This is a genomic window from Williamsia deligens (assembly GCF_024171765.1).
Taxonomy (GTDB): Bacteria; Actinomycetota; Actinomycetes; order Mycobacteriales; family Mycobacteriaceae; genus Williamsia_A; species Williamsia_A deligens.
The window spans coordinates 276,059-294,340 of sequence record NZ_JAMTCI010000003.1; the positions used below are offsets into that span (position 1 = coordinate 276,059).

The following is an 18,282-nucleotide window of genomic DNA, read 5'->3' on the forward strand; positions in this document are numbered from 1 at the left end:
TTCTCTTTCTCTGGTGGGAGACGTCTCAACGGTTGAGACGACGGACGAGCGAGGTGATGACGCGGCGGCGCGGGGCGCCCCGGACACCGGTGGCGCGCAGGGCGGCGTGGGCGGCGTTGTTGCCGCAGGCGCCGTGCACCCCGCCGCCGGGATGCGCCGACGCGCCTGCGAGATAGAGCCGTTCGACGGGGGTCTCCGGTCGTCCGAGTCCGGCCGTGGGCCGGAAGACCAACTGCTGGTGCAGTTGTGAGGTCCCGCCGTTGACGGCGCCGCCGCGCAGGTTGTCGTCGGCGGCGACGAGCTCGGACGGTGTCTGGACGTGTCGTCCGACGACGGCGTCGAGGAAACCGGGGGCGTGGGCCTCGATGGTCTCGTCGACGCGCGCCGCGAGGGCGAGGGCGGACTCGTCGTCGTCCACCCCGCGGGGGAGATGGGTGTACGCCCAGGCGCTCTCGGTGCCGGCGGGCGAACGGGAGGGGTCGGCGGTCGTCATCTGACCCATGAGCAGGAACGGTCGGCGGGGCACCGTCCCGGTGGTGAGGTCGGCCATCCACCGGACCATGTCGTGCTGGTCGGCCCCGAGGTGCACGGTCCCGGCGCCCGCCAGCGACGGACTCCGCCAGGGGATCGCGGAGCCGACCGCGTAGTCGACCTTCACCACGGGCATGTCCCACTCGAAGTGGTCGAGATCGGCGGTGACCCGGGCGGGGACGTCCCGCGGATCGAGCAGCGATCCGTAGAGCGCGGGTGCGGACACGTCGGCCAGGACGGCACGCCGCGCCGACCACCGTCGTCCGTCGCGGGTCCGCACCCCGGTCGCCCGATGCGACGACGTCTCGATGTGGTCGACGGCCGCGTCGGTGACGATCTCGACCCCGACGCTGCGGGCGCGCGCGCAGAGCGCACGCGTCAGCTCGCCCGACCCGCCCTCGGGCACGGGGAACCCACCGTCCTGGGCGAGCATCGTGAGCAGGTACCCCATGACCCCGCTGCCGGGGGCGTCTAGGGGTACGTCGGCATGCATCGCGTTGCCGAGGAACAGGATCCGCGCGTGGTCGCTGTGGAACAGCTCGGTCACCATCCGCGCGGCCGGCAGCAGCAGGAAGCGGGTCAGCCGCAGCAGGTCGGCGGCGTCGAGTGCGCGGATGAGGTCGAGCGGTCCCCGCACCGGCGGGAAGGGACGGAACAGGGTGTTCAGCACCGCCGGTCCGATCACCTGCCATTCGTCGACGAGCTGCGTCCAGGTGCGGCCGTCGCGGGGATCGTGGGCGGCCAGCGCCGCGGCGGTGACGGTCGGGTCGCGGGACACCACCGAGGCGGCGGAGTCGTCGGGCGAGAGCGGGTGGCCGTACACGGCGGGTGCGTGCCGCCAGCGCAGGCCGTGGCTCTCGAGGTCGAGTCCGGCGAAGGCGGGGGAGTCGACCGCCAACGGGTAGAACGCGCTGTAGAGGTCGGTGACGAACCCGGGAGTCAGTTCCGCGCTGCGCACGGCGCCGCCCGGGGTCGACTGCTCCTCGAGCACCGTCACGTCCCAGCCCGCGTCGGCTAGCCGGATCGCGGCGACGAGCCCGTTGTGTCCAGCACCCACCACCACGGCATCCGACCTCGTCGTGCCGCCCGTCCCTGTCGTCTGCGCAGTCATCAGCGGCGGGGTTTCCCCGCCGGGTGGGATCCAAACACCGGACCGACGGTTGAGTCGGCGTCGCGTGGGTATCCGGGTGACATGCGGGACCATGGAGGTACCCGCGCCCGTCATCGGCGACCGTGACGACCATGGTCACGCCGACCCCGTCCCGCCATGCATCCCCAGGAGGAGCCATCACCGACACACTCGAGTCCGTCCACACCGCGACCGACGCCGCGTCGCCGCGACTGCCGACCCCGCGTGGGCCGCTGTCGCAGGCAGTCGTGAACGCTCTCGGCTCCGGTGCGGATCCCGGTGCCGTCGACGCGGTCGTGATGCCCGCGGAGGCCGATCTCGCGGCAGCCGACCCCTGGGGCGCGGATCTGCACCTTGCGCTGCACACCTGCTATGAGCTGCACTACCGCGGTTTCGTCGGGGTCGACGCGGAGTGGGAGTGGTGCCCGACGCTGCTGGCACTGCGCACCCGACTCGAGAAGTCCTTCCGCGCCGCCGTCGTCGCCGGCACCGCGATCCCCGACGAGGTCGGTCCCGCCGACGTCGAGGCGGAGATGGACGCGCTGTCGACGGAGCAGATCGCGGGCGAGGGCCCGTCGTGGTTCCTGCGCGACGAGGGGACCTGGGACCAGATGCGCGAGATGTTCGCGATCCGGTCGATCTACCACCTGAAGGAAGCCGACCCCCACGCCTGGGCCATCCCGCGGTTGTCCGGTCAGGCCAAGGCGGCGTACGTCGCGGTCGAGTTCGACGAGTTCGGGGGCGGCCGCGGAGACCGCATGCACCAGAACCTGTTCGCCGACCTGCTGGCGGCGGCCGACCTCGAGACCGGTTACCTCGCCTACCTCGACAGGGCACCGGCATCGGCTCTCGCGCCGATCACCCTGATGTCGATGTTCGGGCTGCACCGGTCGTCGCGCGGCGCGACCGTCGGGCACCTCGCCGCCACCGAGATCACCTCGTCGCCGGGTTCACGCCGACTGGCCGACGCGCTGGCCCGCATGGACGCCCCGGCCGCGTGCCGCGGCTTCTACCTCGAGCACGTCGAGGCGGACGCGGTCCACGAGCAGGTCCTGCGGACCGATGTCGTCGGCGACCTCATCGCCCGTGAGCCGGGGACGGCCCGGGACGTGCTGTTCGGGATGCGGGCGTTCGGGCTCGTCGAGGACCGTCTGGCCGCACACATGATGGACAGCTGGACCGCGGGCGAGCCCGCGATCGACCTGACCTGACGCCCCTCGCGGGGCGTCAGGTCACGTCACGCCCCGCGGACCCGCTTGCGATGACTGGTGTCGCACAGGGGGAAGGTCTTGCTGCGCTTGCACGCGCACAGAGCGACCATGAACCGGTCCGACTCGACCACCTCACCGTCGGGCATCTCGATGCGGACCGGTCCCTCGACCATGATCGGGCCGTTGCGGACCACCCGGACGGTGCGGCGGCCCGAGGGCACCTCGCCGGGATGGGAGGACGCCAGGGCGTCGGTCACCGTGTGACCCTCACGACGGCCAACTCCTCGGCCTCGGCGCCCGCGGGGAGGTGACCCTGCTGCGCCAACCAGTCGGCGCGTTCGCGCATGACCGGCCCCAACGGCACGTGTGTCCTGGCGATGACGTCGGCGGTCAACCCTGCCGCGCGGCACTGGTCCACCGTGGCCGCGAAGTCCGCCACCTCCGAGTGCACGATGAGGGCCATCCCCCCGGTGCCGAGGATGTCGGGGAGCATCCGGCACAGCGGGTCGAGCACCATGCGGCCGTCGTGGCCGGCATCCCACGCGGAGGCGGCGGACGCATGGTCCACCGCGTCGTCGGGGGCGGGCACGTACGGCGGGTTGCAGAGGAGGACGTCGAACGGGCCGAGTTCCACCGCGTCGGTCAGGGTCCCGCGACGGGCGTGCATCGCGGGTGCATGGCGCAGGGCGTTCGCTGCTGCGCTCGCCACAGCGGCCGGGTTGAGATCGAGTGCGAGGACCTCGGCGGCACCCAGGCGCGCTGCCGACACGGCGGCGATACCGCTGCCGCAGCACAGGTCGACCACGCGGCCGCCGCGGATGTGCTCGGCGTGGGCGCGCATGGCCTCCACGAGCATGTGGGAATCACCCTGGGGCGCGTAGACGGACGCACCGACGACGAGGTCCTCGGTGGACGGCGCCGACGGCGTCTCCAACGGACGTTGCGTCAGCGTGGGCGGGCCGCTCTGATGGGTCGGCTGGGCGGGAGTCTGCAGGAGCACGTGTCACCTCGCGACGTCGATGTCGATCGGTGCCGTGACATCGACACCTCGGAGCTCGGATACCCATCCCGGGGGAATTCAACCCCCCGGCTCGACACGTCCGATCAGACGTTCTCGAGCACCATCCCGCGGTGCATGACCCTGTCGCCGACGACGCCGGAGTGGTCGGCGCGGTGCAGGACACATCGGTTGTCCCACATCACCACGTCTCCCGGTGACCACGCATGGGCGAGGATGTTGTCGTCGCGGGTGCTGTGGGCGAGCAACGACGCGATGGTGTCCTCCGCCTCCTCGGAACCGAGTCCGCTGACGGCCGCACACCGTTGCGGGGTCGAGAGGTACAACGCGGTCCGACCGGAGCGGGGATGGCGGGCGCACAGCGGATGTCGCGCCGACGTCTCGGCGTCGTCGTCGAGGTCCACCCCCGTCACGACGTGGGTGACGACACGCTCGGCCAGGTCTTCGCGGACGAGTTCGGGCAGTGTCTCGAACGCCCGGTACTGGTCGGCGAAGAGCGTCTGACCACCGTGGGCCGGGACGGTGACGGCCCGCAGCGCCGTGTACGCGGGTGGGTTCGCGACATAGCTGGTGTCGGTGTGGAACTGCGACTTCGGTGGCGTCGTGCGACCGACGTTGGAGATGACGTTGAGTTCGGGGAACCCGTCCACCGGTGTCTCGCCGTCGGTGAAGGTGGTCTCGCCGAAGGCGTGCAGGAAGTCGAGGAACGCTGCGTCGTCGACCTCCTGACCGGGGAAGACCAGGACCCCGTGGCGGCCGAGGAGGTCGCGCAGTTCGTCCACCGTCGCGGCGTCGAGGGATCCGACGACGACGTCGGTCACCCGGGCGCCGAAGGGCTGCAGGGGAGTGGATCTCATGGTGTCGTCCTCTCTCGATCGAGCTCGTCGAGCACGGTCGCGAACAATGTGGTGACGTCCATCCCCGCGGCGGCGGCCATCACCGCGACGACGCTGCCGCGGGAGAACGAGCAATAGGGGCCGGCCTCGAGGAACCACGGTCGTCCGTCGGGGTCGATGCGGAAGTCGAACAGGCTGTAGTGGCGACACCCCAGGGCCTCGTGCGCGAGCCGGGCCGCCGCGTGCACGGCCGGGACGACGGGGTCGTCGTCGGGCACGATCCACGCGTGGTCGGCGGTCTTCGCGACGAGGTACAGGTCGCCGTCGCCGGTGCGCGCGAGTTTGTCGGCCGGCGTCCGGATGGGGGAGCCCTCGGCGTGCACCGAGTACTCCTCGAGCGGGAGACAGACCGGTTCGCCGTCGCGGACGACGACGCCGCAGCGCACCTCCCGCCCCAGCGGCACGAACGTCTCCACCAGTGCGCGGGTCCCGTGTTCCCACGCCGACTCCAGCGCCGGGACGAGACCATCCGGCTCGGTCACCAGGGTGACGCCGAGCGAGTTGTCGGCGTCGACGGGCTTGACCACGACGGGCAGCGGCGTGGACGGTCGGTCACCGGACACGACGACCTCCCCGGCGGGGACGGCCACCCCGGCGGCCGCGACGACGGCCCGCGCGGTGGCCTTGTCCGCGGCGATCGCCATCACCTCGGCGGGGTTGCCGACCAGGGGGATGTCGAGGACGTCGAAGAGCGATCGGTACGAGGTCATCCCCGGGCGGCAGAACATCTGCGGCAGCACCGCATCGATGTCGGACCGCGTGATCCGGTCGATCGCCGATGCGGCGGACAACGGTTCGGCGGCCGCGACGTCGGCGGCGGTGAGCCCGGCGGGGAACGTCCAGGTGCCGTCCGGGGCGACGTGGACGATCACGTGCTCGTACCGGTCGTCACCGGACAGTGCGTCGAGTGCCCCCGCCGCGTAGAGCCGGGACAGGTCGGCGAAGAACTCGTCGACTGGTGAACCGGCGAGGTGCAGCAGTCGGCGGCGCGGGGCGACGGGTGCCATCAGTCCCCACCGTTCTCGACGAGTTTGCCGATGTTCAGGTCGATCCGGGTCCATCCCCGACGGGCGCGCAGGTTCGCGAGCAGCAGCGACGGGATGTGCAGGTGGTGGACCATGAGGAACGGCAGGGGGTCCGACCACGAGAAGATCGCGTCGGTGCTGCGGCGGATGCTCGCCCACCGCGCCCGCCGGTCCGGCCCGGTGAGCAGACGCCACACCTCGTGGTAGATCCAGTGTGTCGGACGGGATGTCGCAGTCGGGACGATCGTCGGGTGTCCGTCCTGCAGGTAGGCCGCCGCGAGATCCGGGTGGTCGTAGAACATGGTGATCGCCGAATGCGTCCGCGGGTTGCACTCGATCGCGTACACCTCGCCGTCGTCGGCCTCGATGAAGTCGAAGGACGCCTGTCCGGTGAGGCCGGTGGGCGCGAGGAACGCCTCCACCCACGCGCGGATGCGGGGGTGCTCGACCATGGCGTAGTTGATCTGGAACGCCGAGGACTCGCAGCACGCCCACACCTGCAGCCGGCCGTCGCGCACCGTGCCGTGTGTGCAGTACTCCCGGCCGGGGATGAACTGTTGCAGGATCCACGGGTCGTCGGGCGTGATGTGCAGCCGGCGGGCGAACTCCGCGTTCTCCCTGGGGGTCTCGGCACGCAATCGGGTCAGGTCCATGCGTCCGACCGGGTTGTAGGCGATCCGCTTCAGGATGTACTCGCATCCGGGGCGGAACGGAAAGTCGTCGATCTGTGCGGGATCGGAGATGCGGGCGAAGTGCGGCACCGACAGGCCGAGTTCTTCGGCGCGGGTGGAGAACTGCGCTTTGTCGTCGAGCATGCGGATCGTCGCCACGTCGCCGTGGAGGACCTCGCAGCGCTCGTCGAGGACGGACCGTGCAGCCGCCTCGACCACGCTCGACGCCGGGCTCGACACCGGCACGACCACGTCGACGCGCTCACGGTCGACGATGCGGGCCAGTGCCTCGACGTAGTCCGGTGATCCGGTCTCCGGCGTGGTGTGGAACGCGTCCACCGCCCGCGAGTATCGGTGCCCCGTGTGACGGTATTTCGCAGACTCGACCAGCACGACGCGATGGCCGGCGGCGTGGAACGCCCGGACGAGGGCGAGCGACTTGGTCATCTTGCCCCCGGTGACGAGCACCGTCCGCCTGTCGGCGGTGGCGGTCGTGGTCGTCTCGCCACGACGGCGTAGAACCGCCGCCGCGACCACCGGTGCGTCGACCGCGAGGGTGACGACCGAGGCGAGCAGCGCGGCGGCGGTCCGACCGGCGTTGGCCTCCCGCAGTGGGGTCACGACCTCGGGTCCCCCGTGCGTCGGATGAGCGTGACGCCGTCCCGGAGGGGGACCAGCACCTGCTCCACGCGGGGGTCGTCGGCGACCGACGCGTTGAACGTTGCGATCGCGGTGCCGTTCGATGTGCTCGGGACACCGTCGCGGTAGGGCTGTCCCTGCATGAGCGTGTTGTCCACGGCGACGACCGCACCGTCGGCGAGCAGGTCCGAGTCGAGCAGGGCGTCGAGATATCCGGCGTACCCGCCCTTGTCGGCGTCGACGAAGACGAGGTCGAAGGGTGCCGTGTCGCCCGCGGCGCAGGACGCGGCCAGGTCGCGCAGCAGCTCCGAGGCGGGTCCGACGCGGACGTCGATCCGGTCGGCCATCCCCGACTGCTCGAACGACTCGGCGGCGAACCCGGCGACCGCGGGGTCGATCTCACTCGCGACCACCACTGCTCCCGGCCCGGCCGCCTCGGCCATGGCCAACGCGGAGTAGCCGGTGAACATCCCGAGTTCCAGGATCCGACGCGCCCCGGTCATGTGGACCAGGAAGGCCAGGAATCGACCCTCGACGTGTCCGGAGAGCATCTCCTGTTCGAGATGGACGGCGTGCTCGTCGGCGTCCCAGTCGTGCTCGTGGGTCCGCCGCGCGAGACCGGCGAGCGCGGATGTCTCGGGCGACGTGCACGCGGCGACGTAGTCGTCGAGCCCGACGGCGAGATCCCGCGCCCGGCGTGCCGCGGCGACGACCTCCGGGTCCGTCCCGGTGCCGGCGTCGAGCCGATCGCACAGGTCGATCAACTCGGCCGCCAGCACCGTGGTCGGGGTGACCGGTCGGGGAGCGGACACGGTCGGGGCGAAGGCCCCGCGGGTGGGGTCGTCAGGCATCCCGGACGTCACTGCCGTCGGTGAACATCCCCGTGCCGTCACCCCCGCGCGGGAAGTCGGCGCAGATCTTGCGGTGCGCCTCGAGGGTGTCGACCAGTTCACCCGTCGTGACGTCGTTGAGGAAGACGCAATTGCCGATCGGGTCGGGGATCGCCGCGCGCAGGATGCCGTCGCGGGTCCGCAGGATCGAGTCGGTCGCCTCGGTGAGCAGCTCCGGGGTCAGGTACGGGCTGTCGAGGGCGAGACCGATGCGGCTCATCGCACCCAGGACGCGGTCGCGCTCCTCGGGTGTGATGTGGCCGCGCTGCTCGGCGAGGGTGGTCGAGAACGCCATGTCGACGTTGATCGCGTGTCCGTGGAAGTACGGCGCGGGCGGTGTCAGCTCGAGAGTCGGGCTCCAGGTGTGGCCGAACGCGATGACCCGGTCCAGGTCGATCTCGTGCAGGTTCGGCGACTCGAGCTCGAGCATCGTCGCGATCGCGGCGTAGGTGACGCGGTCACCGATGGCGCGGATCTCCGGGGTGCCGTCGAGGTGCCCGAAGCGGGTGCGGAGCAGATCGGGTCCGTGCTCGTCGAGGAGGTCGAAGATCTCGCGGTTGCCGACGACCGAGATCTTGATCAGCTCGGCCATGCCGTTGCGGACCTGGTCCTCGGGCAGCGTGGCGAGGAACGAGAAGTCCAGCAGCACCTGCTGCGAGGCGTGGTACGCGCCGAGACGGTTCTTGTGCTTGCCGTGGTTGACCGCGACCTTGATCGACACGCTGGCGTCGATGAGGCCGATCAGCGTGGTCGGGATGCGGATGTAGGGCGTGCTGCGGCGGTAGGCCGCACAGGCGAACCCGGCGACGTCGGTGCTCAGGCCGCCGCCGACGACCAGGACGGGCTCGGTGCGCACGAGACCGAACGCGTCGAACGCGGTGACGATCTGCTCGAAGGTCTCCAGCGACTTCGCGGTCTCGGCGATGGCGACCTGCACCACCGTGAGCTCGATGCCGTGGTGCTCGAAGTAGGCACGGTAGCGGTCGCCGTAGAGGGCGGCGACGGACTCGTCGACGACCATGAGGCACCGGCCGTACGGGCGGTAGGCGTCGGCGAGGTGGGTGTTGGCGGTGTCGAACACGCCGTCGACGTAGACGAGGTCGTACTCGATCTTCTCGTAGCCCTCGACGTGGAAGGACGTGTCGGTCGCGGTGACGCTGGCCTGCATGGTGCTCATGGGGTCTCCTGGTGACGGTCGGGGATCAGGCGGCGGCGGCGAGATCGCCGACGTGGGCCGGGTCGAGGGAGTCGACCTGCTCGAGTGCCTCTGCGAAGGTGGTGCCGGCGGTGTTCTCGTTGGGGAACGCGATGCAGCGGATGGACGCGGCGGCGGCGGCGGTGACGCCGCCCTTGTTGTCCTCGATCGCGACGACGTCGCCGGCCTGCTCGCCGAGCTGGTCGAGCGCATGGATGTAGACGGCTTTGTCCGGCTTGGGGGAGTCGACGGACGTCACGTCGGTGATCACGTCGAACGACGAGGCGGTGACGTCGGGGCCGAGTGCGGAGATGATCGCGGCGACGTTCTCCGACGAGGTCGTGGTGACGAGACCGACCTTGATGCCACGCTCGCGCGCCGTGGTGATGGTCTCGAGCACGCCGGGGCGTGCGGTCGCGTCGCCCTGCTGCAGGAGGGTCCGGAAGATCTCGGACTTGGTCTGGTGGACGGCCGCGGCGTCGACGGTGTCCCCGCGCTGCTGGGCGTACTCGGCGATCCGGTCGGCGCCACCGTTGCTGTCGAGCATCGCGCGGTAGTCCTCGCGCGACCACTGCCAGTCGAGGTCATGGGCGCGGAAGGCCTCGTTGAAGGCGCGGCGCTGCGTCTCGGAGGTGTCGACGAGGGTGCTGATGGAGCCGAACAGGATTGCGGACACGGTGGGCCTTCCGGGTGGGGGTGACGGGACGACGTCGCGGTCGACATCGGCCCGCTCGGGGTGCCTGGGAGAACACGCCACAGCGGCGGATCAGTTCTCCTGATGAAACTCGTTGAAGGCGCGCGGTTTTCACCCTCAGGACAGTGTCAAAAACACAGCGTACAGTATTGGATGCATCGTCCAATAGGCTTCAGGTGAGAAGTTTCGACGCGACGTTGTCGGGACCGTCTCCGGGCTTTCCCGGCCGGAGATGGCAGAGTCGACGGGGACAGTGGCACGACGGGGGATGACTTCAGGGACCGGAGATGACGGTGGGCAACGAGGATGCGCGCGTGGCACGTACCCGCGCCGACGTCTCGCGAACCGTGCGTCGCCTCCTCGCCGAGGAGGGGTGGGACGCGGTCACCCACGCGCACGTGGCCCGTGTCGCCGGCTACTCCAAGACGACGCTCTACACCCACTGGCCGGCGCGGGCCGACCTCCTACGCATCGCGGTCGAGTCGCTCGGCGATCTCCCGCACAGCGAGGCGACCGGCGACCTGCGCGCGGACCTGATCGCGGAGGTCACCGCCTTCCGGATCGCGATCGAGGAACTCGCCCTGGACAAGGTGCTGATGGCGTTGGCCCAGCAGGGCGCGACCGTGGAGCAGATCGCCGAGGTCCGACGCGCGCTCGTCGCCGACGGTGAGCGTCACGTCCGGTACCTGCTCGGCACCGTCGCCGACGGTCCCCGGTGCGACGCCGCCGTGCAGATGATGTCGGGCGTGGTGCTGTGTCCGGCGGTGATGTACGGCGAACTCCCCGACGACGAGTTGATCGCCCAGGCGGTCGACATCCTGCTGGGCGGGCTGGGCACAGGCGGACAGGGCGCCGGCACCGCGTGAGCGACACCGCCGCCGACGACGGTGGGGTCCGACTGCATCGGCGTCTGGACGGCGACCGGGCCATCGATCTCGCGATCCGGCGGTCCGGGACCGGTGACGGACGGCCGGTGCTCCTCGTCCACGGGATGGGTGGTGACCACACGACGTGGCGCCGGCTCGCGTCCCGGCTGCGGGACGAGGGTCGACCGGTCGTCTCCTACGACCAGCGCGGCCACGGACTGAGCTCGCGCGGGCCGTATGGCCTCGACGCTCTGCGTGACGACCTCCTCGCGGTACTCGCCGAGGCCGGTCCGTCCGGACGCGTGGACGTCGTCGCGCACTCGTTGGGGGCTCACGTCGCCCTGCGTGCGGTGATGGCCGAACCCGACCGGTTCGGTCGACTGGTGCTCGAGGAGGTGCCGCCGATGCCGCGCGACGCCGCCGACGTCGCCGAGGGGATCGCGCCGCGGGCGTCGGCGTGGGAGGCGGTGCTCGGGGTCGTCGACCTCATCCGCGACCCGCGGCCCCTGATGCGCTTCGACGTGACCGTCGCGCCGAGCGTGCAGGCGGCGTTCGACGTGCCTGACCCGGACTGGTGGGCCGCCGTCGCCGGCGTGCGGTCGCCGGTGCTCGTCGTCTCCGGCGGCGACCGCAGCTTCCTGCCGCCGCGGCACCTGCGCACACTCGCCGGGACCCTGCCTGCTGGTCGATTCCTCACGATCGACGCCGGCCACAGCGTGCACCGCGACCGGCCGGACCCCTTCACGCGGGCGGTCGTGGCGTTCCTCCGGGGCGACCCCGTGGGCGTTCGCGACTGACTCCGACGTCGTCCTCGTCCCCGCAGGGTTGTCGGGCCCGGCACCGGGTAACCCGCAGCGATGACCACACGCTGGGAACGCGACGCCGCACCGGGGATCCACCGCCTCGAGCACGCCCACACGAATCTCTATCTCGTGGAGACCGACGGCGGTCTCCTCCTCGTCGACACCGGTCTCCCACGGTCGTACGGCCCGTTGCTCGACGCGATCGCCGACCTCGGGCGCACCCCGCGCGACCTGTCGGCGATCGTGCTCACCCACGGGCACTTCGACCACGTGGGGACGGCGCGTCGACTGGCGTCGCAGTGGGATCTCCCGGTCCTCGCGCCCGAACTGGACCGGCGTCTCGTCGCGCATCCCTACCGGTACGCGCACCAGGACACCCGCGTGGGGGCGCCGCTGCGCCACCCGCGGTCATGGCCGTTGCTGGCCGGCATGGTCGGCGCGGGCGCGCTCACGGTCCGCGGGGTGCCGTCCCGACTCGTCACCACCCTCGACGCGACGACCCCGCTCCCCGGCGGGGCGGTGCTGGTGCCGACGCCGGGTCACACGGCCGGGCACGTCGCGCTGCACCTGCCGGACCGCGACGCGGTGATCTCCGGCGACGCGCTGGTCACCCTCGACCCCTACACAGGGGCCACGGGTCCGCGGATCGTCGCCGGGGCCGCGACCGCGGACATCGATCGCACGCGGGCGTCGCTCGGGGCTCTGGAACAGACGGGGGCACAGGTCGTCCTCCCCGGCCACGGGTCACCGTGGCGCGATGGGGTCGCCGCGGCCGTGGACCTCGCGCGCACCACGTCCGGCTGACGGCTGCGAGACTCGCGGGGTGATGTCGAGCGAGCGCTGTCCGTGTACGTCCGGCCTGCCGCTGGAGGACTGTTGCGGTCCCGTCCTCGCGGGGGATCGACCCGCTCCGACCGCCGTCGCGCTGATGCGGTCACGGTTCACCGCGTTCGCGCTCGGCGACGTCGACCATCTGCGCGCGTCGTGGCACCCGACGACACGTCCGGATCGCCTCGACCTCGACCCGGGCACGCGGTGGTACCGCCTCGACATCGAGTCCGTGTCCGCGGGTGGTCTCCTGGACTCCTCCGGTGAGGTCGTCTTCCGGGCACATCACCGTTCGGCGGACGGTCGTGGCGTGCTGTCCGAGCGCAGCCGGTTCGTCCGGGAGCACGGCCGGTGGTTCTACCTCGACGGTGTCGTCGGCTGATCGTCGTCGCCGACGGCCGGGGTCAGCGGGTGGACAGCCAGGTCAGGACGGACTGTGCTGCCCGCGGGTCCCCGTACTGGGTCCCGACCACGCCGGCGACGGTCCCGCCGATCGCCGCGCCCGCGGCGGCGGCGGGGATCGCGAGGAGGCAGGCACCGAACACCGTGCAACCCACCACGAGACCGACCGCGGCCCCCACGGCGGTCCCGACACCCGCACCCGCGGCGGCCGAGACCGTGCCCGCTCGGTTCAGGCCGTTGGCCACGTGGAACAACATGTCGTAGTAGGCGCGGTCCTTGCGTGCTGACGCCGGATGCCGCCCGTGTTCGATCGCGGACCACAGTGCCGGGTTCAGGACCGGGTCGATGGTCGCGGTGCGCCGGTCGGCCGCGACCGTGGTGCGCAGCGGGACCGTCACGCCGTTCAGCACCACCGATGTGGGGATGCGGTCCAGGACGGTGCCTCGGGGGTCGGTGACCGCCAGGGCACCCGGGGTGGGGGAGAAGGTCGCATTCGTCACCGTCGAGGTGATGCCCCCGCCGGGTGACGCGGTCACCCGGTAGCCGGCGTGGCCCGCGGCGTCCGCCACGCCCGTCCCGCCCACGATCGCCAACGTCGTACTGACGAGCACCGCCATGGACGACACCGCCCGTGTGCCGACACCCATGCGTCCACCCCGCATATCGATCCCCCTCAACTGCGTCGATGCGGATGCTATCCGACATCGGCGGAGGGATCGGGCGGCGCGCGCGGACCACGCCGACGGCGTGACCGGGGTCTGTCGTGGTGCCCTCGGTGAGACTCGAACTCACACTGGACGGGTTTTGAATCCGTTGCCTCTGCCAATTGGGCTACGAGGGCGTGGCGCCCGTCGCCGAGCGCGCTGCACCACGCTAGTGGATCCGCGGTGGTGGGAGCCAGCCGGTAGGGTTGCCCGGCACATGCCGTCGCGATCCGAGCCTCTCGGAACCGCGCCCCGTCCCCCGGAGGTCCGCCGTGACGTCGTCGCCCGCACCGTCTCCCTCGTCGGTCCCGCCGCAGCGCCCGGCGCCGAAGCCGGCCCCGTCCGCCGCCCCGGCCGAACCCGTCGTCGACACGACCCCCGCCCCCCGTCGCGTCCTGGTGGCCGAGGACGACTCGCTCATCCGGATGGACCTCACGGAGATGCTCCGCGAGGAGGGCTACGACGTGGTCGGGGAGGCACCGAACGGACAGGTGGCGGTCGAGCTCACCGAGTCCCTGTCGCCGGACCTGGTGATCATGGACGTGAAGATGCCGGTCCGGGACGGCATCGACGCGGCCGGGGAGATCGCCCGGAAACGTCTCGCGCCGGTCGTGATGCTGACGGCGTTCTCCCAGCGCGACTTCGTCGAGAAGGCCCGCGACGCCGGTGCGATGGCCTACCTCGTGAAACCCTTCAGCAAAGCCGATCTCGTCCCGGCCATCGAGGTGGCGGTGTCGCGCTACACCGAGCTGACGACGTTGGAACGTGAGATCGCGGACATGAACGACCGGCTCGCGACACGGAAACTCGTGGAGCGCGCCAAAGGATTGTTGATGTCCGGTCAATCACTCTCCGAGCCCGAGGCTTTCAAGTGGATCCAGCGTGCGGCGATGGACCGGCGCACCACGATGAAGGCGGTGGCCCAGGTCGTCGTGGAGACCCTCGGCGACGCCGGTGAGAGCGCCACCCAACCGGGGAAGTGACCTCGACTAACTATTCCCTGGGCTGAACGTCACACTGTCGCAACGTGTTTGCCACAAAGAGAGCGGCAACGCGGGGCGACACGAATGAATGACGCCGATGTCGCGCGGGGACGGACGATCGGGGATAAGTTCTCACATCAGCGTCAGTGGCAGTCGCTGACGAACTTCGCGCGGGGTCCACACGGCCGCCGCCGATCGGAGGATGTGGGAATGAATCGTCGGGTGACGGTGGGGGTCTTCGCGGTCGCGATGGCCACCGTGCTGACCGTGTCTGCCTGTGGCAGCAAGAGTTCGGGTGGCTCCGAGGGTGGTGCGTCGTCGTCGGCCGGATCGTCCGACGTCACCATCTCGCCGGTCGCCCAGATCGACACCTCCGGCAAGGTGGTGCCGAGCGCGGACGCCTCGTCGGCGATCCTGCCGGCCGGTGACGGCAAGGCGACCTGTCCCGCGTCGACCATCGCGATGGCCGGCGCGCTCACCGGCGACAACGCCGCGCTGGGCATCAACATCCGCGACGGCGCGCAGCTCGCCGTCGACCAGCACAACAAGGCCAACCCCGGTTGCCAGATCTCGCTGAAGACCTTCGACACCGAGGGTGACCCGCAGAAGGCCAGCCAGGTCGCACCGCAGATCACCAACGACCAGTCGATCATCGGTCTCATCGGCCCGGCGTTCTCCGGCGAGACCAAGGCCACCGGCAGTGTGTTCAACCAGGCGGGCCTCGTCGCGACGACGGCCTCGGCGACCAACCCGACGCTGGCGTCCAACGGCTGGAAGACGTTCTTCCGCGGCCTCGCCAACGACGACGTGCAGGGTCCTGCCGTCGCCAAGTACATGACCGGCAAGCTGGGCTACAAGAAGGTCTGCGTCATCAAGGACGACAGCGAGTACGCGGCCGGCCTGGCCAAGGCCATCACCACCGGCCTCGGCTCGGCGAACGACAGCTCCTGCAACGGTGACGTCAAGACCAAGGACCGCGACTTCTCCGCGATCATCACGAAGGTCAACGCCGCCAAGCCCGACGCGGTGTTCTACGCCGGCTACTACGCCGAGGCCGCACCGCTGGTGCAGCAGATGAAGAACGCCGGCGTCAGCGCGACGTTCGTCTCCGGCGACGGCGTCAACGACCCGCAGTTCGTCTCGCAGGCCGGATCGGCCGCGAAGGGCTCGGACCTGTCCTGCCCGTGTGGGCCGGCGCCGGACGCCTTCAAGTCGGCGTACAAGACGCAGTTCAACCAGGACCCGGGCGTGTACTCGGTCGAGGCCTACGACCTCGCGACGATCCTGATGCGCGGCATCGGTGCCGGCAACACCACCCGTCCGAAGCTGCTCGAGTACGTGCGCGGCTACGACGGTCAGGGCCTGGCCCGCACCTACAAGTGGACGTCGGACGGTGAGCTGACCAGCTCGCTCATCTGGATGTACGACGTCAAGTAGTCGCACGATCGGTGGTGCGCCCGGACGCGGGTCCGGGCGCACCGCCGTGTGACGGCTCCGCGCGGTCGGCTTCGGCCGGGAGGGAACCACGGGAATGCATGCACTGGCCGACGGGATGGTCCTGGCCTCGACCGTCGACTTCGACCTCAGGTCGCTCTACGACGGGTTCTGGACGCTCACCATCGAGGGACTGACCTACGGCGCGATCTACGCGCTCGTGGCGGTCGGGTACACACTCGTCTACGGCGTCCTGAAACTCATCAACTTCGCCCACTCGGAAGTGTTCATGGTGGGCATGTTCGGCCAGTACGTCGCGCTGTTGCTGCTCGGCTTCACGCCGTCGGGCAACGCCTACGCCGAGGGCACGGCGATGACGCTGATGTACCTCGTGATCGCCTGCGTGTTCGGCATGATCGTCTCCGGTGTGACCGCGGTCGGACTCGAACGCGTCGCGTACCGACCGCTGCGCAAGCGCGGCGCGAAGCCCCTGACGTTCCTCATCACCGCCATCGGGATGTCGTTCGTCCTCCAGGAGTTCGTGCACTACGTGCTCCCCAAGTTCGGCGGCGACCCGCCGCTGGGCGGGTCGACGGCGCAGCCCGGGATCCGTCTCGTGGAGCAGAAGAAACTCTTCGACCTCTTCGACGCCTCGGTGTTCAACCTGACGCTCATCATCATCGGCAGTGCGCTGGTGCTGACGTTCCTCGCCGACACGCTCATCAACCGGACGAAGCTGGGCCGCGGCATCCGTTCGGTGGCACAGGATCCCGAGGCCGCGACGCTCATGGGCGTGTCCCGTGAGCGGGTCATCATGCTGACGTTCCTCCTCGGCGGTCTCCTCGCCGGCGCCGCCGCGCTGCTCTACACGCTGCGCGTACCGACCGGCATCGTCTACAACGGTGGCTTCATCCTCGGCATCAAGGCGTTCTCGGCGGCGGTCCTCGGCGGTATCGGCAACATCCGCGGCGCGCTGCTCGGTGGCCTTCTGCTCGGTGTGATGGAGAACTACGGTTCGGTGGTGTTCGGCAACCAGTGGAAGGACGTGGTGGCCTTCGTGTTGTTGATCCTGGTGTTGATGATCCGGCCGACCGGCATCCTCGGGGAGAAGCTGACGAGGGCCCGCGTATGAGCGCCACGACGTCGGACACGACCGCCGCTCCCGGCCGGGGTCGGGGCGTGGGTGACCGGCTCCGGACCTGGTGGAACAACCTGCCCCGTCCGCAGCAGTGGGCCATCGGCATCCCCGCGGTGCTCGCCATCGCCCTGCTGCCGGTGATCAAGCCGCCCCTCATCTCGACGACGGCGGTCGACTTCGGCGGCATGATGGCGCAGTTCGCGATGATCGCGCTGATCGCGATCGGGCTCAACGTCGTGGTCGGCCAGACCGGACTGCTCGACCTCGGCTACGTCGGCTTCTACGCCGTCGGCGCCTACGTGGTCGCCCTGTTCACCAGTCCCGCCAGCCCGGTGTGGAACTCGAGCGACCACGGCTTCTTCTCGGGTCCCTGGGCGTGGCTCGCGTGTGTACCGCTGGCGATCGTGCTGACGGGCGTCACCGGCGTGATCCTGGGGACCCCGACGCTGCGACTCCGGGGTGACTATCTCGCGATCGTGACCCTGGGGTTCGGCGAGATCGTCCGTCTGCTCGCCGACAACCTCACCGACGTCACCAACGGCGCGGCGGGTCTGCAGAACGTGCTCTTCCCGGAGATCGGTCGCTCGGACGCGAACCCCGACGGCGTCTTCTCCTCCGGCAACAACTCCGGCACCCTCAACTTCGGCGTCTGGTGGTTCTGGCTCGGCCTCGTCCTGGTGATCGCCGTGCTGTTCTTCGTCGGCAACCTCGAGCGCAGCCGGGTCGGCCGGTCGTGGATCGCGATCCGCGAGGACGAGGACGTCGCCGAGATCATGGGCGTCCCGACGTTCCGGTTCAAGCTGTGGGCGTTCGTGATCGGCGCGGGCATCGGCGGACTGTCGGGTGCGCTCTACGCGGGCCAGGTGCAGTACGTGGACCCGAAGGGCTTCACTGTCATCAACTCGATGCTCTTCCTGTGCGCGGTCGTCGTCGGCGGTCAGGGCAACAAGCTCGGCGTCATCGTCGGGGCGTTCATCATCGTCTACCTGCCCGCGCGGGTTCAGGGGATCGAGGTGGGCGGCCAGTCCCTCGGCGACTTCAAGTACCTGTTCTTCGGTGTGGCGCTGGTCGCCCTGATGATCTTCCGGCCGCAGGGGATGTTCCCGGCCCGTGCGCGCCTGCTCTCCTACGGACGGCAGGTCTACGCCGCGATGAGCAGGCCAGCCCGCGCCAGGCGATCCGATGCCGCTGCGGTGGAGGCGAAGTCGTGACCGGTCGACACACC

At 70.4% G+C, this 18,282-nt stretch carries 19 protein-coding genes and 1 tRNA gene; 9 read left to right on the forward strand and 11 right to left on the reverse strand.

The window, feature by feature from the left end; genetic code table 11:
• Positions 1-25: 25 nt before the first annotated feature.
• The gene (locus LX14_RS18515) at positions 26-1,642 is read right to left on the reverse strand and encodes a phytoene desaturase family protein (RefSeq protein WP_253648836.1); all 1,617 of its coding nucleotides are present in this window, start codon (positions 1,640-1,642) and stop codon (positions 26-28) included.
• A 131-nt stretch (positions 1,643-1,773) separates the two neighbouring features.
• Between LX14_RS18515 and LX14_RS18520 the strand changes: the two genes are divergently transcribed.
• Entirely contained in the window at positions 1,774-2,871 is a 1,098-nt protein-coding gene (locus LX14_RS18520; protein ID WP_253648837.1) for an iron-containing redox enzyme family protein, read from the forward strand.
• A gap of 26 nt (positions 2,872-2,897) precedes the next feature.
• On the opposite strand, the gene LX14_RS18525 is transcribed toward LX14_RS18520, so the two are convergent.
• From LX14_RS18525 to LX14_RS18560, 8 genes are all read right to left on the reverse strand, one after another.
• Positions 2,898-3,044 (reverse strand): CDGSH iron-sulfur domain-containing protein, encoded by a 147-nt coding sequence (locus LX14_RS18525; protein WP_253648909.1) that lies wholly within the window; start codon positions 3,042-3,044, stop codon positions 2,898-2,900.
• Between the two features lie 80 nt (positions 3,045-3,124).
• Positions 3,125-3,871, reverse strand: coding sequence for a HemK2/MTQ2 family protein methyltransferase (locus LX14_RS18530; protein WP_253648838.1), 747 nt, complete (start codon positions 3,869-3,871; stop codon positions 3,125-3,127).
• Between the two features lie 104 nt (positions 3,872-3,975).
• The gene (locus LX14_RS18535) at positions 3,976-4,746 is read right to left on the reverse strand and encodes a TauD/TfdA dioxygenase family protein (protein ID WP_253648839.1); all 771 of its coding nucleotides are present in this window, start codon (positions 4,744-4,746) and stop codon (positions 3,976-3,978) included.
• The gene (locus LX14_RS18540; RefSeq protein WP_253648840.1) at positions 4,743-5,792 is read right to left on the reverse strand and encodes a D-alanine--D-alanine ligase family protein; all 1,050 of its coding nucleotides are present in this window, start codon (positions 5,790-5,792) and stop codon (positions 4,743-4,745) included. The genes LX14_RS18535 and LX14_RS18540 overlap by 4 nt, the downstream gene beginning before the upstream one ends.
• Complete coding sequence (locus LX14_RS18545) at positions 5,792-7,102, reverse strand: ATP-grasp domain-containing protein (protein ID WP_253648841.1); 1,311 nt, start codon at positions 7,100-7,102, stop codon at positions 5,792-5,794. The genes LX14_RS18540 and LX14_RS18545 overlap by 1 nt, the downstream gene beginning before the upstream one ends.
• On the reverse strand, positions 7,099-7,971 hold the full coding sequence (locus tag LX14_RS18550; RefSeq protein WP_253648842.1) for an O-methyltransferase: 873 nt from the start codon (positions 7,969-7,971) through the stop codon (positions 7,099-7,101). The genes LX14_RS18545 and LX14_RS18550 overlap by 4 nt, the downstream gene beginning before the upstream one ends.
• The gene (locus tag LX14_RS18555) at positions 7,964-9,187 is read right to left on the reverse strand and encodes a sedoheptulose 7-phosphate cyclase (RefSeq protein ID WP_253648843.1); all 1,224 of its coding nucleotides are present in this window, start codon (positions 9,185-9,187) and stop codon (positions 7,964-7,966) included. The genes LX14_RS18550 and LX14_RS18555 overlap by 8 nt, the downstream gene beginning before the upstream one ends.
• Positions 9,188-9,212: 25 nt before the next feature.
• Entirely contained in the window at positions 9,213-9,881 is a 669-nt protein-coding gene (locus tag LX14_RS18560) for an HAD family hydrolase (protein ID WP_253648844.1), read from the reverse strand.
• Between the two features lie 305 nt (positions 9,882-10,186).
• Here LX14_RS18560 and LX14_RS18565 point away from each other — a divergent pair, with 305 nt between their 5' ends.
• The 4 genes from LX14_RS18565 to LX14_RS18580 are packed head-to-tail and all read left to right on the forward strand — an operon-like array spanning position 10,187 to position 12,778.
• Positions 10,187-10,765 carry a TetR/AcrR family transcriptional regulator gene (locus tag LX14_RS18565; RefSeq protein ID WP_253648845.1) on the forward strand — a complete coding sequence of 193 codons (579 nt, stop codon included), beginning with the start codon at positions 10,187-10,189 and terminating at the stop codon, positions 10,763-10,765.
• Positions 10,762-11,562, forward strand: coding sequence for an alpha/beta fold hydrolase (locus tag LX14_RS18570; RefSeq protein WP_253648846.1), 801 nt, complete (start codon positions 10,762-10,764; stop codon positions 11,560-11,562). Before LX14_RS18565 ends, LX14_RS18570 begins: the two co-directional genes overlap by 4 nt.
• Positions 11,563-11,622: 60 nt before the next feature.
• Entirely contained in the window at positions 11,623-12,372 is a 750-nt protein-coding gene (locus tag LX14_RS18575; RefSeq protein ID WP_253648847.1) for an MBL fold metallo-hydrolase, read from the forward strand.
• A 22-nt stretch (positions 12,373-12,394) separates the two neighbouring features.
• Positions 12,395-12,778, forward strand: a complete 384-nt coding sequence (locus LX14_RS18580; RefSeq protein ID WP_253648848.1) for a YchJ family protein — start codon at positions 12,395-12,397, stop codon at positions 12,776-12,778.
• A 22-nt stretch (positions 12,779-12,800) separates the two neighbouring features.
• Here the strand turns inward: LX14_RS18580 and LX14_RS18585 are convergent, their stop codons facing one another.
• Together LX14_RS18585 and LX14_RS18590 are read right to left on the reverse strand one after the other, a co-directional pair.
• Positions 12,801-13,445, reverse strand: a complete 645-nt coding sequence (locus LX14_RS18585; RefSeq protein ID WP_253648849.1) for a DUF8020 domain-containing protein — start codon at positions 13,443-13,445, stop codon at positions 12,801-12,803.
• Between the two features lie 117 nt (positions 13,446-13,562).
• Positions 13,563-13,639, reverse strand: a tRNA-Leu gene (locus LX14_RS18590).
• Positions 13,640-13,897: 258 nt separating this feature from the next.
• Between LX14_RS18590 and LX14_RS18595 the strand changes: the two genes are divergently transcribed.
• The 4 genes from LX14_RS18595 to LX14_RS18610 all read left to right on the forward strand — a co-directional run bounded on the left by LX14_RS18595 (position 13,898) and on the right by LX14_RS18610 (position 18,268).
• Positions 13,898-14,485, forward strand: a complete 588-nt coding sequence (locus LX14_RS18595; RefSeq protein ID WP_253648910.1) for an ANTAR domain-containing response regulator — start codon at positions 13,898-13,900, stop codon at positions 14,483-14,485.
• A gap of 210 nt (positions 14,486-14,695) precedes the next feature.
• Entirely contained in the window at positions 14,696-15,922 is a 1,227-nt protein-coding gene (locus tag LX14_RS18600; protein ID WP_253648850.1) for a branched-chain amino acid ABC transporter substrate-binding protein, read from the forward strand.
• 94 nt (positions 15,923-16,016) lie between these two features.
• Positions 16,017-17,051: a branched-chain amino acid ABC transporter permease gene (locus LX14_RS18605; protein WP_253648851.1), complete on the forward strand. Its 1,035-nt coding sequence runs from the start codon at positions 16,017-16,019 to the stop codon at positions 17,049-17,051.
• A complete protein-coding gene (locus LX14_RS18610) occupies positions 17,048-18,268 on the forward strand; it encodes a branched-chain amino acid ABC transporter permease (protein WP_253648852.1) in 1,221 nt (406 codons plus the stop codon). The genes LX14_RS18605 and LX14_RS18610 overlap by 4 nt, the downstream gene beginning before the upstream one ends.
• Positions 18,269-18,282: the final 14 nt, after the last annotated feature.